This window comes from Shewanella sp. WE21 (genome assembly GCF_002966515.1).
In the GTDB taxonomy this organism is placed as follows: Bacteria; Pseudomonadota; Gammaproteobacteria; order Enterobacterales; family Shewanellaceae; genus Shewanella; species Shewanella oncorhynchi.
On the sequence record NZ_CP023019.1, the window covers coordinates 20,420 to 37,030 of the forward strand.

General features: G+C 46.7%; 16 protein-coding genes. 6 read left to right on the forward strand and 10 right to left on the reverse strand.

Annotation, left to right across the window (positions count from 1 at the left end):
- Nucleotides 1-50: 50 nt before the first annotated feature.
- Nucleotides 51-2,309: an ABC transporter permease subunit gene (locus CKQ84_RS00105; protein WP_105249675.1), complete on the reverse strand. Its 2,259-nt coding sequence runs from the start codon at nucleotides 2,307-2,309 to the stop codon at nucleotides 51-53.
- 200 nt (nucleotides 2,310-2,509) lie between these two features.
- Here CKQ84_RS00105 and CKQ84_RS00110 point away from each other — a divergent pair, with 200 nt between their 5' ends.
- The 3 genes from CKQ84_RS00110 (at nucleotide 2,510) to CKQ84_RS00120 (ending at nucleotide 5,129) form a co-directional block, all read left to right on the forward strand.
- Nucleotides 2,510-3,010, forward strand: a complete 501-nt coding sequence (locus CKQ84_RS00110; RefSeq protein WP_028760534.1) for a glycine cleavage system protein R — start codon at nucleotides 2,510-2,512, stop codon at nucleotides 3,008-3,010.
- Nucleotides 3,011-3,480: 470 nt separating this feature from the next.
- Complete coding sequence (locus CKQ84_RS00115) at nucleotides 3,481-4,134, forward strand: DedA family protein (protein WP_105249676.1); 654 nt, start codon at nucleotides 3,481-3,483, stop codon at nucleotides 4,132-4,134.
- A 173-nt stretch (nucleotides 4,135-4,307) separates the two neighbouring features.
- A complete protein-coding gene (locus CKQ84_RS00120; protein ID WP_105249677.1) occupies nucleotides 4,308-5,129 on the forward strand; it encodes a DUF2797 domain-containing protein in 822 nt (273 codons plus the stop codon).
- Between the two features lie 248 nt (nucleotides 5,130-5,377).
- Here CKQ84_RS00120 and CKQ84_RS00125 read toward each other — a convergent pair whose 3' ends face one another.
- On the reverse strand, nucleotides 5,378-6,061 hold the full coding sequence (locus tag CKQ84_RS00125) for a DUF4136 domain-containing protein (RefSeq protein WP_105249678.1): 684 nt from the start codon (nucleotides 6,059-6,061) through the stop codon (nucleotides 5,378-5,380).
- A gap of 400 nt (nucleotides 6,062-6,461) precedes the next feature.
- Between CKQ84_RS00125 and CKQ84_RS00130 the strand changes: the two genes are divergently transcribed.
- Complete coding sequence (locus CKQ84_RS00130) at nucleotides 6,462-7,055, forward strand: LysE family translocator (protein WP_028760538.1); 594 nt, start codon at nucleotides 6,462-6,464, stop codon at nucleotides 7,053-7,055.
- 26 nt (nucleotides 7,056-7,081) lie between these two features.
- A complete protein-coding gene (locus CKQ84_RS00135) occupies nucleotides 7,082-7,636 on the forward strand; it encodes a DUF1415 domain-containing protein (RefSeq protein ID WP_105249679.1) in 555 nt (184 codons plus the stop codon).
- 228 nt (nucleotides 7,637-7,864) lie between these two features.
- Here the strand turns inward: CKQ84_RS00135 and CKQ84_RS00140 are convergent, their stop codons facing one another.
- From CKQ84_RS00140 to CKQ84_RS00175, 8 genes are all read right to left on the reverse strand, one after another.
- A complete protein-coding gene (locus tag CKQ84_RS00140; RefSeq protein ID WP_105249680.1) occupies nucleotides 7,865-8,392 on the reverse strand; it encodes a DUF4303 domain-containing protein in 528 nt (175 codons plus the stop codon).
- A gap of 122 nt (nucleotides 8,393-8,514) precedes the next feature.
- Complete coding sequence (locus tag CKQ84_RS00145; protein WP_105249681.1) at nucleotides 8,515-8,988, reverse strand: NTF2 fold immunity protein; 474 nt, start codon at nucleotides 8,986-8,988, stop codon at nucleotides 8,515-8,517.
- A 185-nt stretch (nucleotides 8,989-9,173) separates the two neighbouring features.
- Complete coding sequence (locus CKQ84_RS00150; RefSeq protein ID WP_105249682.1) at nucleotides 9,174-10,460, reverse strand: acetyl-CoA hydrolase/transferase family protein; 1,287 nt, start codon at nucleotides 10,458-10,460, stop codon at nucleotides 9,174-9,176.
- 169 nt (nucleotides 10,461-10,629) lie between these two features.
- On the reverse strand, nucleotides 10,630-11,766 hold the full coding sequence (locus tag CKQ84_RS00155; RefSeq protein WP_105249683.1) for an ABC transporter permease: 1,137 nt from the start codon (nucleotides 11,764-11,766) through the stop codon (nucleotides 10,630-10,632).
- On the reverse strand, nucleotides 11,756-12,712 hold the full coding sequence (locus CKQ84_RS00160) for an ABC transporter ATP-binding protein (protein ID WP_105249684.1): 957 nt from the start codon (nucleotides 12,710-12,712) through the stop codon (nucleotides 11,756-11,758). The genes CKQ84_RS00155 and CKQ84_RS00160 overlap by 11 nt, the downstream gene beginning before the upstream one ends.
- Nucleotides 12,709-13,719 (reverse strand): HlyD family secretion protein, encoded by a 1,011-nt coding sequence (locus CKQ84_RS00165; RefSeq protein ID WP_105249685.1) that lies wholly within the window; start codon nucleotides 13,717-13,719, stop codon nucleotides 12,709-12,711. Before CKQ84_RS00165 ends, CKQ84_RS00160 begins: the two co-directional genes overlap by 4 nt.
- Entirely contained in the window at nucleotides 13,719-14,420 is a 702-nt protein-coding gene (locus CKQ84_RS00170) for a TetR/AcrR family transcriptional regulator (RefSeq protein WP_105249686.1), read from the reverse strand. The genes CKQ84_RS00165 and CKQ84_RS00170 overlap by 1 nt, the downstream gene beginning before the upstream one ends.
- Before the next feature lie 185 nt (nucleotides 14,421-14,605).
- Nucleotides 14,606-14,953 (reverse strand): hypothetical protein, encoded by a 348-nt coding sequence (locus CKQ84_RS00175; RefSeq protein WP_105249687.1) that lies wholly within the window; start codon nucleotides 14,951-14,953, stop codon nucleotides 14,606-14,608.
- Nucleotides 14,954-15,746: 793 nt separating this feature from the next.
- Between CKQ84_RS00175 and CKQ84_RS00180 the strand changes: the two genes are divergently transcribed.
- Nucleotides 15,747-16,604 (forward strand): hypothetical protein, encoded by an 858-nt coding sequence (locus tag CKQ84_RS00180; protein WP_105249688.1) that lies wholly within the window; start codon nucleotides 15,747-15,749, stop codon nucleotides 16,602-16,604.
- Nucleotides 16,605-16,611 lie beyond the last annotated feature (7 nt).

The window sequence follows — 16,611 nt, forward strand, 5'->3', positions numbered from 1 at the left end:
CTCTCAAGGTCACTGGCGAAATAGTATTTAATGTCATTGTCTTATCCCCGTTACAGCGAGCTATAGCGTTCACGTAGACGCTGTCTCACCACTTCTGCAATGGTGTTAAAGAAGAATGTAAAGATGAATAGTACGAACGCAGCAAGGAAGAGCACACGATAATGCGAGCTACCGATAGCCGATTCAGGCATTTCAACCGCAATGTTTGCCGCCAAGGTTCGCATCCCTTCGAACACACTCCATTCCATGATGGCGGTGTTACCAGTGGCCATCAGTACTATCATGGTCTCGCCAACGGCGCGGCCAAGGCCCATCATAATGGCCGAGAAAATTCCCGGACTGGCGGTTAACAACACCACGCGTGTCAATGTCTGCCAAGGCGTCGCACCTAAGGCTAAGCTGCCGTTAGATAAATGACGCGGTACAGAGAAAATGGCATCTTCAGCGATGGAGAAAATCGTTGGGATCACCGCAAAGCCCATGGCAATACCGACCACCAGCGCGTTACGTTGGTCGAAGGTGATCCCTAGTTCGTTAGTGATGAATTGACGGGTATTACCATCAAACAGCGCCACTTCGATGATTGGGCTGACTGCAAATGAGAACCAACCCACGAAACAGACCACAGGGATTAACATCAGCTCTTGGTACACTTCGGGTAAACGTTGTTTCCACTTACCCGGCAACCTACTCCAGCCATAGGCAGATGTGAGTATCGAGGTCGGCAATAAGATCAGTAGAATTAAAATGCCGGGGAGATGCTCTTCAATCAATGGCGCTAACCACAGACCCGCCAAGAAACCTAAAATCACCGTTGGTAAAGCTTCCATGATTTCAATGGTCGGTTTCACGAAACCGCGCACCTTAGGCGACATAAAGTAAGCAGTGTAAATCGCACCAGCAACGGATAAAGGCACGGCAAATAACATGGCATAAAATGCCGCTTTCATTGTGCCGTAGGCCAATGGCATTAAGCTCAGCTTAGCTTCGAAATCGTCAGAGCCTGAGGTCGATTGCCATACATATTTAGGCTCTGGATAACCTTCATACCACACCTTGTCCCACATGGCGCTCCATGACACTTCTGGGTGGGAGTTTTCCACACTGAAGATATGCAGCTTTTTGTCCGCCTCAACGACTATGCCGTTTGAGCGTGGGGTAAAGCCCATTTTACCGGGGTTTTTAAGGTCAAACTTTGCATCAAACAGTTCACGATGACTCGTGGTATAGAGTAGGGTTAGCTCACCCTCAGGGCTCACTGTCGCGAAACTCTTACGATAAAACTCAGAGGTAATCGAGCTGATGGGCGGTAAGTCATCAAACTGACGAATCTCTTGATATAAACGCCCTTTTTCACCATTAACTTGGAAGTACTGCGCCACAATACCTGTGTCATAACTGACCAGTAATGAACTCGCACCCGCCAGCAAAGCCACGTTATTGACTTGTGCCTTAGCACGTTCAACATCAATCACCTGCAGCAGATCTAAGCTGTCAGTATCACGGATGTCGTACACGAAAATTTTATTGCCAGTTTGCAACATCAATTGACGTTGATCGGGCGTCATCAGCTCATGGGAGACTTTCTTCGGCGCATCTTGAATTTGTGACGTCGTAGAAACCCACTCCACTTCTTCAGTCATCATGTTCTCTTGCCCTTCGAGACGAGTGAGGCGCCAAACACCACTCTCATCTTGATAAGCAAAACTCATTTTGTCTGAGCTATAAGTGAAGGTCAGCTTATGAATCGCGCTGCCCGTCTCATCGACGGTAATGGGGGTTTCACCTGCGGGATAACGCAGTTTAGGTGTGATTAAACGTTTGTTATTGGGGTACGTTAAACCAAACTCTAGGCCCGCCACTATGACCTGACCATTACTTAATCCCAGCGCAAAACGTTGTTCGCTCGGTACAGCAACGGCGGCGCTAGTGACTGTAACACCCGCTGGTAACGTCGGGGTAAAGCTAGAAAGTAAGCTACCGTCGGCAACAGTATAGAAGTCCACTTGACCATGAACGCTCACACGGTACATCACCTCATTTTGCTCTTCAGCACCCACCATTAAGGTCGGCACATCCGCGTGTTGATAGCTCACACTCTTAACGGGTGTGACATCAGCACTGTCGAAAATGGGTTTAATCACATACAACAGATAAAAGAAGATCAACAATAAGGCGACAAATACCATAGTGCCGCCGATAGTGACGCTGATTTGCGCCGCTTTATCCTTAAATGCCCTGCGATTCGAGCGTCCGCCTTTAAGCATACTGTGCGATGCAGAACCAGGTTGAGTGACCTGACTTTCCATTAAGAACCTCTATTATTAATAGCTAGCGAGTTTTTTCGCTAGGATTTGCCGAGTGCTATGCTTACACTGTTTGAACGTAAACTGAGCAATAACAACATCCTTTATTCTAAGTGCGTTGGATTATATGACGCAAAGATGACAGTTGTGTTACACCCCGTTTTAAAACAGGTGCCTTTTACAAAAAATAGGAGTCAGTCACTATGCTACGATACTTAATCACACTACAAGCACCTGATAGAAAAGGATTAGTAGAACAAATCGCCCATGCTGTGAGTCGTCATGGCGGCAACTGGCTCGACTCAGAATTACGCCATATTGACGGTGTCTTTGCCGCGATATTGTTACTCGAAGTGCCGTCACTGCGCATGGACGAGCTTATTGAGGCCCTAGAATGCATCGATAGCCTGTCCCTCACCTACTCCAAAACCTCGGTCGCCCTTAAGCCCATCAAACGCTTAAGTTACAACCTAGTGGCCTATGACAGACCCGGACTTGTGCTCGATATATCCAATAAAATCAATGCAATTGGCATCAATATCGAGCAGTTTAGTAGTCAATATGAAACCGCAGGCCACACAGGTATAGCACTCTTTCGGGCCACCATTGGCCTTGGACTCACAGATCTCGCCCAAGAAGATCAATTAGTTGAATCCCTCTATGCTCTTGGGGATGATCTCGTGCTCGATAGATTAAGCCGTTAATGCCATTAACTTTTACGGCAAGCTAACACTTAGCACACCAATACATTTAGAGGGCGCACTCGCAATGGCACTTTCAAACAGCACTTTAAGAGCGCTTAAAAACAATGCTTAAAAACCGACATTCGCGGCAAGGTGTTCAAATTAAGTTAAGCCAGTGCAATCAATACTGGATAGTTGGAATCGTTAGAATGCGCATAGGAATCAGGCAAGTGGGTTTGTAAGTTGATGTCATCATTTAAAATTTATTAACCATATAATAATGCTTAATATTTTTACTATAAAACTCCCACAAAACCCGATTACTGAACCATAAACACACTAACACCAACAAAATTTAATGTTGTAACTGCCTTTCGATTCATGCTCCCTTGGTAGAATAACCCACGAAACACCGTAGCTCAGGTTCAAAATTGCCGCTTTCGAGTTTTTCCATCTTGATGTTTTATCAATTATTTTAGGGAGTAGTACGTATGGAGCAGTTATACGAACTGGCCCAAGCCATGATACACAATGATCTGGCGGTTTTAGCCAATCCTAAAATCGCCCTCATGGTCAGCGCATTAATTTGTGGCTTTTTAGTGTTAGAAAATGGCTTTATTCCCACCGCGTTTTTACCCGGAGATAGCCTACTCTTTCTCACTGGAGTGCTGATTTATCAAGATATTCTTCATATCGGTATTATGCCGTTATTGGTTCTAGCAACCTTTACAGGTACAGCTATAGGTTATTTACAGGGTCGATTTTTAGGGCATACCCAAATTTACCAAAAACTGCTGTCGAATATTGATATCAAACATCAGGAAAAAGCGACCCACCTTATTGATAACTATGGAGTGATAACCCTGCTACTCGCACGTTATATTCCTTTTGTTCGTACCGTTTACCCCTATATTTTAGGTGCAACGGGTATTTCTTCCCGTCGTTTTTTACTCATTAACTTCATCAGCTCAATGGTGTGGATTTTTTCCGTTGTTGGTTTTGGGTATCTCATTAGCCATACCCAATTAGCAACAAAATACCAAACACAATTTATGAGCATAATCATTTACTTACCAGTAGCCTTGCTTACTTTCGGTATTATTGCCTTAGTGTACAAATGGTTAAGTAAAACAAAAAAGGTTTAGGTGCACTCAGTCAATCGACTCACTTATCGACTTACTTATCGAAAAATCCTATCTAAACTGACTTGGATAATCTTGTATACTGACGGCCACGCAATGACGATATAACGAAAGCGTGCACTAGAACGCATGATGAGCGACTAAGCTGCACCAGAACGCAACACATTAGGATGACCATGTTAGGAACGCTAAAAAAGATGCGCGTGCAGTTAGATGACGCGCAACAAGTGCAATATCAACTCGTTGTCGGTGATGAGTTACTCCCTCTCAATCCATTGATAGGTAAGCAATTAACCTTGACCCACACGGGTAATATCTTCTGCTGCAACTGCGGTAAAAAGAGCAAGAAGAGTTACTCGCAGGGCCATTGTTTTGTCTGTATGCAAAAGCTGGCGAGTTGCGATATGTGCATCATGAAGCCGGAAACTTGTCATTACGACCAAGGCACTTGCCGCGAACCAGAGTGGGCCCAGAGCCACTGTTTTGTGCCGCATTATGTCTACTTGTCAAATACCTCGGGCGTTAAAGTCGGCATTACCCGCCACACTCAACTGCCCACCCGTTGGATTGACCAAGGTGCTACCCAAGGTTTACCGATTTTTAAAGTCTCAACAAGGCAGCTCTCAGGCTTAGTCGAAGTAGAATTGGCAAAACTGGTTAATGATAAAACCCATTGGCAAGCCATGTTAAAAGGCCATGCCGACGATATTGATTTAAATGCTAAGGCTGCGGAACTGATCCCACAAATTGAGGCTAAGTTGCACGAAATCGGCATGCAAAAAGGCGATTACAGTATCGAGCGTTTGCACGAAACGATTCAGCCAATTCATTATCCAATTGACACCTTTCCGAAGAAGATCACTTCGCACAATTTTGATAAAGATGTGGTCGTCAGCGGAATTTTGCAGGGGATCAAGGGGCAGTATTTAATGTTTGATACGGGCGTGATTAACATTCGTAAGTTTTCATCCTACGAGATCACAGTCGAGCACGACTGAAACAGTCTGAAATCAAAATGGAACTTCCCTCCATTAAAATGAAAAAGCGCGGCAGTTTTCACTGTCGCGCCCTTTATTGAGATGGCTGTCACTAAAGTACCATGTCCCACAGTTCAAAAATGGGAGCTAGCACCACAAACATGGGACCAAGACACCTCAATTAAGCACTAATCCCGTTTATCTGGCGAATGCTCCAACCAAAATGCTGACTCAATTCACTTAGAACTGAACTAAAGCTCAAACGCTGACTAAGGAGCCAGATTAACCGACGGCATATTGGCCAACATACTGGCAATGAGACTGTCGAAATTTTCGGTTAGCTCATCCATCTTTTTAATGTTGCCAAAACCTTGGGCAAGCACACGCCAAATTGGCTCATCAACGCCCTGTATTTTAGTGGGTTTAAAGAGCGCTATCACCACGGTACCTTTGTCATACTTTTGGGTATTCACACCGTCGGTTGACAGCCCAGCGACTAACCCTGTCACTGCCAAAATTTGTTCATCGCTCATTTCAGTTCCCATAGCGACGCCAAAACCAACCTGAAAATCCGCCAGTAGTGGATCTTCAACCCAGCGATATCCCTTACTCTGCAAAGTTTGCTTTAATACGGCTTGCATGTGTTGCAACACTGGCTGCGGATCTAAGCGTTTATCCGTGATGATTTTTTGAAATTTAGGATGCCAAGTGAATGTCATTGCCGTTGACGGTAATTCACTGAGATCGCCAGACATCACGATTGTGGTTCGCAAAGGCTGCGCCGCGTTATCCGTCACAGTCACGCACCCAGTAAGACCTAATACGCTGCTAAAAAGCAGTATTAACACTCTCAAATACCGACTTAACACTCGGTCGGGAACCCAGCAAGGAACTCGACTGAGCTGTCGATTTAGCACTCTACTTAGCTCACTATGTAATGATGGATTCATCATGCCCTGTTACCTCAATCTATAAAATGCTGTCTAAGGATAAGTTGCTATTACTAAAACCGAAAGCTGATATCCATCATAGTGTTAAATCTGCATATTCCAATATATCTTGATATTCGTACTAACACAGAAAACCATCAAACTGCGCTAGCCCTATTCTCACGCCATTAATCCCATCGAGGCATGTACATATTTTGTTATTCTTTTTAGTTTATAAACTCGCTATGTCGTATAGGCGCGGCAACATTTAATCGCTAGAATGCCTCGCCTGCGTTGCAATCAAATGTCGCAATTATAAATAATAGCAACACAGTATTGCGTACCGTCCGATGAGTAAATCGCAGGCTCAATGCGGCAAATAATCACAATGCCATAAAACTAAAATAAAGGTGTGGATCTATCTATGGAGTTAATACTCGCTATCGCGTTGTTTGCCTTTTCATCTGGGATCACCCCAGGGCCTAACAATATTATGCTAATGACCTCAGGGGTAAACTTTGGCGTAAAACGCAGTATTCCGCATCTTATGGGAATAAGCCTTGGCTTCCCGACCATGATCCTCGCGATAGGTTTGGGCTTAAGCGCCCTATTCCAAAGCTATCCTATCATCCATCAAGTGATTAAAGTCGTCGGCATAGGTTACCTTTTGTATCTGTCTTGGTTGATTGCCAACAGCAGTAGCAAGATGGAAGGCAAAGCCATTGCTAAACCCTTTAGTTTTATCCAAGCCGCGGCCTTTCAATGGGTCAACCCTAAGGGCTGGATCATGGCCGTGGGCGCGATTGCGACGTTCACGTCAGTACAGCAGGATTTGACCCCGCAGGTCATCACTATCGCAACGGTATTTTTGTGCGTCGCATTTCCCTGCGCTATCGTCTGGCTCGGCTTTGGTGTAGCCCTTAAACGCATTTTAAAAAATGAGCGCCAACAGAAGATTTTTAATATCACTATGGCGCTCTTGCTTGTGGCGTCTATCATCCCTATGATCGCCCCCTAATTTTTAAGCACGAGCAAACAACCGCCATGAACGAAATTGACATGATCACTCAACAAACCGACGACTGGGTGAAAAAAGTGATCATGAAATACAATATTTGCCCCTTTGCCAGACAAGAAGTCGAGCGCGGCAGTATTCGGTATCTGGTGGTGGAACAAACCAAAGTCAAACTCGTACTCAAGGCATTGATCGAAGAATGTCAATACCTCGACGCCCACCCCGAAGCCGAAACCACACTGTTTATTCTGCCCCGTGGTTTTGAGGGGTTTTATGCCTACCTCGACCTCATCGACATGGCAACCGATACGCTTATCGAACACGAGTACGAAGGCACCTACCAACTCGCCACCTTCCACCCAGACTATTGTTTCGATGGCGAACCACAGGACGGGGCAGCCAACTTCACCAACCGCGCGCCCTACCCAACCCTGCACATCATCCGCGAAGCCAGCATGGAGTTAGCCCTTGCTAACTACAACAATCCCGAAACCATCCCAGAACGTAACATCGCCTTTTGCGAACGCAAAGGCAGCGACTTTTTCGTCAAACTGTTAGCAGAGTGCATGGGGAAATCCTCATAACAACTCATACTAGGCAGCTTTAATGAAATTGCGGCTCTTATCACTGAAACGGATGAAGCCCTTTTCGATGATAACGTCAATATCCAGCCAACTTATGTTGAACTAATTAAAGCGATGATTGTTAACCATGTAGGGCTTGAGCAAGGCAACAAGATAATCGAGCAATTGGAAATCAGGGCCTACTAATTAACGTAGATGTTAATGATTTTAAAGTGTTTAAAATCAATTTTATAAAAATCTATCGGCCAGCATATCAGCAACATCTTCATCATGGTCGATACTAAAGGCCATAAAACCATCGGTTTTAGGAATCGCTTGATAGACTTCAGTTTGGGTAAACAGCACTAGACATTCGTTAAACACTGCGCGTATTTGCCGTGCTATCTCCTCCCACTCACTAAAGTCATCCTCGGGTAAGCTCTGTTGAATCGTCTGCAACTCATCCTCTGAAAGCAGGTAACATGTACTAAAACATTGATACTCCCAGTCACCTGTATTGAATTTAAGTTCTTGGATAGCCTCAGGGCTTTGGTATGACTCAGCCCATTCCCCAGACTGGTAATAGGCCAATCGCTGCTGAAAATCTGCCTCTGTATTAAAACAAAGATTTAATTCTGCGTATTCAGCATGGGTGTCAAAAGCAAAGGCATAAAAGGTTTTATCAGGATGAGCTAATAAAAATTGCTCAACCTCAACCGTTGTAAACCGCAATGTCTCGGCTTTGATTCGAGCAATAAGAGCATTATCTAATGGCATAAAGATGTTCCATTTACACAATATTTTTTGTGTCTCAGTGCATCACTTAAATTAAACCGACGTTACTAAACTCAATGCTTTAGTCATTTTTTACTGACGTCAAGCATTGAGATTAAGCTGAATTAAAGGATTTGTACGCTCCATTTCTCATTGCCATAGCGACGATTTTTATAGCTATCGATACGCCATTCATCGGCTTTTTTAAGAGCAATAAACAAATACTCATCTTCGAAGTTAGTGTTGGTTTTAATATAGATTTCGGCTCTGCTTTTACTTTTTAAAGTAATTTGCACTTCAAGAGGATGATCGCAACCATTAAATTTTGAAGGAAACCCGAAGGAATTACGCACTTTTCCGCCGTAAACACGGGGCTTATCGGTACAAAAATCGTCAAATAATGGCGCTATTTGCTCACTCAGTAAAGCAAACCAATCGGTTTGCTTCGCATAATGGAATTCAGCCACTGGCAATTCCTGCCGTAGCTTATCTTCTTCGGCAGTTCTTTCGGTATAGAGGGTATTTTCGATACTGTTCCAGCGCGTACAAAAAGATAACACCCTCTCTGTTAAATATGCTTTTAATTCAATCTCATCCATTTAAATTATTGACTCCTTTATTTATAAGTCTGTCGGTCAAACCCGCCAAGAGTTTATACCATATCGGGACAGACGAATGACTCTTTACCGCGATTAAACGACGTATTAAAACCAACCCTTTACGCTCAAACGAGCTTGCACCACTGCAAACTCGGCAGCAAGCCATAACACCAAGATTTACAATGCTATAGATTTAATCCCCACACCTCAAAGGCATCACGACTCAGTTGTTCCCTAAAATCTGGGTGAGCGATGGCGATCAGCGCTTGTGCCCGTTCGCGCAGTGAACGGCCGCGTAGATTAGCTGCGCCGTATTCGGTCACAATGTAATGCACATGGGCCCGAGTGGTGACAACCCCTGCGCCAGGTGATAACACGCTGGCAATGCGAGAAAGCGTGCCGCCCGCAGCCGTGCTGGGCAGCGCAATAACAGAACGACCACCTTCAGATAACCCTGCTCCGCGGATGAAATCCATCTGGCCGCCAACACCGGAATAGATTTTAGTGCCAATGGAATCGGCACACACTTGGCCTGAAAGGTCGACCTGCAGCGCCGAGTTAATCGCCATCACATTGGGATTTTTACGGATAATGGCCGTATCGTTAACTTGCTCTATGTCCATAAAGATGACCGCAGGATTATCATCAACATAGTCGTATAATTTCTGGCTACCCAGGGCGAAACCTGTGACGAGTTTTCCCGGATAAAAACGCTTCTTGCTGTTGTTAATCACACCTTTTTCAACCAGTTGCAATATACCGTCAGAAAATAGCTCTGTGTGGACGCCTAAGTCTTTATGTTCGGTTAAGCAAGACAGCACGGCATCGGGGATCGCACCTATGCCCATTTGCAAACAATCGCCATTACGCACTAATTGGGCAACATTTTTACCGATCGCCAAACTCACCGCATCCCCCGTCGCGAAAGAATGAATGGGTAACGCCGCGCTCTGTTCGTACACAGCGGCAAAACGGTCGATATGGATAAAGCTGTCGCCATGGGTGCGCGGCATTTGTGGATTAATATGAGCGATGATCTTACCCGCGACTTGGCAAGCTGCGAGCGTTGCTTCAACCGAAATGCCTAAGGAACACATGCCATGCTTATCGGGTGGCGACACTTGGATAATTGCGGTATCTATTTTTTGCTCGCCGGAACGAAATAACTTAGGCACTTCAGACAGGAAAATCGGCACATAATCCGCGTCACCACTTTGCAGTAATGCCCGCGTTGGCAGCCCACCGAAAAAACATCGATGGCGTAAATGCCCCTGTAAACGGGGATGGCTTAAGGATTCGGCGCCTTCAGTATGTAACTGTAACAGGGTGAGATTTTCTTTGGTGAGTGCATGCTGCGCCAACGCATCTAATAAAATGCGCGGTGTGGCGCCCATGGAATGAGTCCACAGCGTCTCGCCGCTTTGAATTAAAGCAACCGCATCGAGCGCGCTATGACAAATGATTGGAGGCATAATGAATTCCCTTCGCTAAGCATGATGGCGGCAATCGCCCTAGCGGCAGTGTAAGGGATATCCTAATTAAGCAACATCGATTTCAATGGCTTAGCGCGACTGTTTACTGATAATTTGCGCTATATCAAAACTCGGCACTTCGCCCTTGATGATGAAACTCAGTACAGGGTTAATCCAAGCGCTTCGAAAATCTCATACTGGCAATCAATAACCCAATACAAGTAAAACCTATCATCCACAGGGCATCAAATTGCAGATCCATCACTTGGGCATCGCGCAGCACTATGGCCCGTGACATGCGCATAAAATGGGTTGCGGGTAAGGCTTCGGCAATCCACTGCGCCGCGATAGGCATGGCTTCGTAGGGGAACATGAATCCCGACAAGAGAATCGATGGCAGGAGGATAAATACCGTCATCTGCATCGATTGCAACTGGGTTTTCGCTATGGTCGAAATCACTAATCCTAAGGTTAAACTGGCGCAAATGAACAACATAGCAGCAAGGGCGATGGAATCAAGCCCGCCGCGAATGGGCACATCGAACAACAGATGCCCTGCGCTCAGGATAATGGTCACTTGCACAAAGCCAACCATCACATAGGGCACGATTTTACCCAGCATCAACTCCAGTGGCCGCACAGGCGTAGTGATCAAAAACTCCATATTGCCCTGCTCGCGCTCACGCACTATGGCGGCGGAGGTGAACATCACCATGGTCATAGTCAAAATCACGCCCAACAGACCGGGCACTATGTTGACCACAGAACGTTGTTCTGGGTTGAAATATTGCACCACTTCAAAACTCGGTATCGCCGTTTTTAGTGCTCTTCCTGCGACTTCATCCAGTGGCATTTGCCTTAGGCTACGAATAGTTGAAGCGACAACCGTATCTGAACCATCCACCAGCCATTGGCCAGCGGGTTGTGCGATATAGGACTGGGTTAAATATTGCTGACCCACAAAGCTTGGGTGACGCACTAAACGCTCATCGAGATCGGCGGGCAAATACAGCACGGCTTTGACTTCGCCGCGAGTGATCGCCGCCTCAGCCTCCGCGGCACTTAAATAACGTTGTTTTAAATCCACCACCTGCGTTGCTTCCACCGCCTTAACCAGTGCGCGACTGTAGGCTGAATCACTTAAATTGACTAACCCAGCAGGCAGATGGCGAGCATCGGTATTGATGGCATAACCAAACAACATCAGTTGCACCAGCGGGATCATGATTATCATGCCAAAGGTCATGCGATCCCGCGACAACTGCCGCAGCTCTTTGACCACAATCGCAAAAATCCTACGCCACATGGTCAGTCTCTCCCTTGGAAACCCCAGCCAAGCGCTCGCCGGTGCAAGTGACAAACACATCTTCTAAGCTAGCGCGCACTTCTTCCATCGTCCGGCTGGCAACTCTTGGCTTAAGCCAAGCAAGCGGATCTTCAATATTGCTGCGCACTAACACCCGCAAACGACTGCCGATTTGCGCCGCCGACAATACCGCAGACTCGCTGATCAATGATTGTTTTAAAGTGCGTAAGTCGTCCCCTGAGATCTCAACCACCCGAGCCCCCATCGCCGCCATCAGCTGCTGGGGTGAACCGTCGGCGCGTTTTATCCCGCGCTCTAAAATCGCAAGACCATGGCAACGCTCGGCTTCATCCATATAGTGAGTCGACACAAGAATCGTGGTGCCTTGGGCACAGAGATCGAATAAGCGCTCCCAAAACTCGCGCCGATTCTCGGGATCGACCGCCGATGTCGGCTCATCGAGAAACAATAATTCGGGGTGATGCAAGGTCGCTGCCGCTAAGGCCAAACGCTGTTTCTGGCCGCCACTCATGGAGCCCGCCATTTGTTTCTCGCGGCCGACTAAATCGTATAGCGTGACTAACTCGGCTATTCGCAGCTTTGATGCTCGGCGGTTAAGGCCATAAATTTGCGCGACAAACTCTAAGTTTTCCCGCACCGAAAGATTGTCGTACAGGGAGAATTTTTGCGTCATATAGCCAATGCGGCGACGCAGTTTTTCCTCGGCGCCGGGTAAGGTTTCACCCAATACGCGGATATTCCCCGATGTGGGACTCAGTAACCCAGTCAACATACGAATTGAAGTCGATTTTCCGCAGCCATTGGGGCCGAGAAACCCATAAATTGTGCCCTTGGGAATGGCGAGGTCGAGGTTTTCCACCGCATTAACACCACCAAAGGCGCGGGTCATCCCTTGGGTCTCGATAGCAAAATCAGCGCTTTTCATGGCTGCTCCACTTTTTGCTGCACTCCTTGCAGCACATCGAGTTGCAGCACATCGAGTTCAACTTCTAATGCCATGCCGGTAGGTAGATCCTGATCTGTGGCGGAAATAGTAATATCGGTCAAATACATCAGCCGCGCTCGATCACGTTCATTCAGCGCATAAAATGGCGTGTAAGCAGGTTGACTGCGGATATTGCGCACAGTGCCAGCAATCGGTATCTCGCGGCCATCTACAAGAATATTGACGCTATCACCCGCCTTCACTCTGTCTAACCAAGTCGCGGGCAGGTAAACCCGCACATAGGGATCCTCGCTCGCCAGCAAACCAATCAACTGGGTGCCTGCGGCAATGCGATCGCCGACTCGCCAAGGCAACGTATCGACAACGGCATCACGCGCCGCCACTAAGCTCAAGTCTGCTAAGGCTTTTTGTTCGATGGCTACACTGGCGCGAGCTGCAGCCACCGCCGCTTTGGCCTGCTCTAGCTGCTCACTACGGGTGCCATTTTCTAGTAGTCGCAGGCTTTGCTGAGCCTCGGCTTGCTTAGCGAAACTGGTATCCCGCGCCGCACGGGCCGTATCTAAATCCGCTTGGCTAAGTACTTTAGTGGCAAATAAACGGTTTGTTCGTTCAAAGGCTCGCTGAGCCTCTTTCACGCTGGCATTTGCCCCGTCGAGCACGGCCTTGGCGCGTTCTATATCCTCTAAACGCGCACCTGTGACCGCCTCAGAAAGTTTAGCTTTAGCCTGTTCAAGCTCGGCTTGGCGCAGGGCGAGGCGCGCATTAGCAGAGGTTGTATCGAGCTGAATTAACACCTCACCCGCCTTAACCTGTTGACCTTCAACCACATTCACTTGAGTAATCAACTCACCTACGGGCGCGGTAAGCGTCAGCCTGTCCCGCTCGACAGTGCCAAGTACTCTGGGCGGCGCTTCAGTGCAGCCGACTAATAGCAAGATCACACAACCCACACTCACGTGCGTCAGAATTTTAAAATTCACACTCATTACGACTTCCTCGGTTCACGCAGTACACCTTGGGTAAAAACCTGCATATTGTGCAGCGCTAAACGCTGTAAACCATCAGCATCAGCACTAAAAAAGCCGAACTGACGCATTAACACCGGGGGCGCAATAAGCGGAAAGACCATCAGACTCACGAAACTGAGGCGTGCTAAATCGGGATCTAATCCCTCCTTCAATAGCCCCGCATTGACTAATGTGGATTCGAGCCATTGCCGCGAGAGGGATAAAATTTGCTCAAAAACAGACAACATAATGCGATAGGGTTCTGAGCCATCGCCTTCCTGTAACACCCGTATAATCAACCGTGGCAATCCCAGGTTAGGTGCCATAACACGATAATATGTCTGCATAAGTTCACCCAAGTTATTAGGGGCATCCGCGGCGGATATTTCGCGAAAACGCGCTAATACGGGCTCAAGGGTTTCCCGCACCATTTGTTCGAACAGGCCCGATTTTGAACCAAAATAATAACGAATAAGCGCGGCATCAACCTCGGCTTCGCGAGCAATTTCACGGGTAGAAACGCTGGGATAACTGCGATGACTGAAGAGACTTAGGGCTGCGATAATTAAGCGTTGGCGGGCATCGGAATCCCCTTTCGGACGACCAGGAGTCTGCGGCTGTGATTCAGTTTGGGCGGTAAATGGCACAACCCCCTTTGGGCGACCGGGAATAAGCGACATGGCAAGCTCCAGCAAAATTCATCTATTGATGAATATACTGAAAAGCCGCGTAAAAAGGCAGCAGTTAAATTCCTCATTTTCATTGATATTGAGGAATTTAACCCTAGGACTGCATGGTTAAAATTTAGATACCGTTCAATCGAAAAATTAAGCGGCCTTCTATTAAAGATTTATACAGTAAAAGCTTATGTGCCTTTCACTATCGCACTCAAACGGGTAATGAATTGCTGTACGGCTTCAACCGTGTCAAAACTAAAGGCAAGGCCATAGTGGGTTTCGGTCAAACTCTTATGTAAACGTTTGGGGAAACGTGTCATCTCGGCATTGTGGAAATAGTCGTATTTGGCATGCACGCCTGCAATAGTGGCAAGTTCGCCGGAAAAGACTTCGAATGCGGGACGAATAATCAAGTTTGGTGATTTACCGTCGAGGTGTAAATAGAAAGCCTCTTTGGTTTCTGGGAGCATGTATTCAGTAATGTTTTTTATGGTGAAATTAGTGCGACATTGCAGTCCACTTAAGCAACTCACCATCTTATTATGTTCTATCGCCAAACTTATTCTCCCGTGTTTGTTGTCTATTTAGATTAAACCTGCCCATATCGCGCTACTTTTTCTACTCCCAGTCAATCCATGGCTCAGATGACTGATTAAGATAAGAAGAATATCATCTCGGCAATGTTGGTTCTTATCCCGTTTATCCCACTTTACCTCAGCTCAGCCTAATCGGTTTAGTCTTTAAATGCACTAAAGTGATACCCATATCCCAGAGTAAATGGGCGAGTTTGAATTATTTATCACAAAAAACCTTTATATACAGAATGATAAACCGATTAACTCAAACACTAAGCGGGTGTCACAGAAAATTCTTTTGTGTAAGCAAATCGATATTTCAAACACGATAAAGCACAATTTAGTTTATTAGGCATTGCTTATCATCAGGTTACCAACCTTTAGTTTGACATTAAAACGAACCGTTCAAAATGCGACCCCGCGATTGCATTTTATGATGATTGTTTTACTTGCCAGCTTAAAATGTTGCGTCTAGGTTAATAAGCTTGAGTTAAGTCCTGTTGATAATAGCTAAGTTACGGCAATCACATTTGATGCCAACCTAAACTAGCGCATTCACGCTATCCCGTCGTATTCAGGCCTTAAGTCATGTTTTACCCAAAGTGAGTAACCCGCGCTTAAGCGCCTATAAACCGAGCCATGCCAGCCGATTTCAAGCTTATTTACGGCAGATCCTGCATTAACTGACTTGCCCTAAACTGTCGCAACGGACTGGCGGCCACAATCAACAAGACCAACAACACGAGATATAGCCATGAAGATCAAAAAAGCCCTCATGCTCTTGGGTCTGTTCGCTGTCAGCCCAGTAACGTTAGCCGCAACCGGAGTCGCCTTTATCCATGGTACGGGTCACCAGACCAATGCCTTAGCCGATTACTGGACGCCCGAATTTGTTAGCTCAGTGCGCCAAGGCATCCCAGTGCCAAACAATTACACAGTGATCAACTGCGACTTTGACCAATATATGTGGGAAGAAAGCGCCGCAGGTTGTCTGGCCACGCAGCTCAATAGCTTTATCGAAGCCAAAAATATCGACGACTTAATTCTGCTGACCCACTCCAATGGTGGCAACGTAGTGCGGTGGATTTTATCTAACCCTACGTGGGACAGCCGTTATCCTGCAGTGATCAACGCCACCTCAAAGGTTATCGCCATCGCGCCTTCCAGTGCTGGTACGCCGCTGGCCGATGCGGTGAACCAAGGTAATGTGTTCGAAACCAGCTTAGGCTGGCTCTTAGGCTATGGCAGCAATGCGGTGAAACAACAGCAAGTCGGTTGGATGGCAAACTACAACAACGCTTGGCTTAATGGCACAGCGGGTCGCCCATCGCTGGGTAAACCCTTCGAAGTCGTGGTGGGCTCAGATGTTGATTCCGCTATTTGGGACAGCGACAGTTACTGCGCGGGTTATCAATACCAAGTCGCGCTCGAAACCACCCAAAACTGGCTCGATAGCTGCTCCGACGGCTTCTTAAATTGCAGCTCACAAAAGGCGGCTGGCACTGTCTGGTTTACCGATAAACAAAAGACCCGTGGCCAAGAACCCCTAAGTCATCAACAGAGCCGCCGTGCGTGTTTCAATTTAGACACGCTGATCCGCAACCACATTTAAGGAGCAC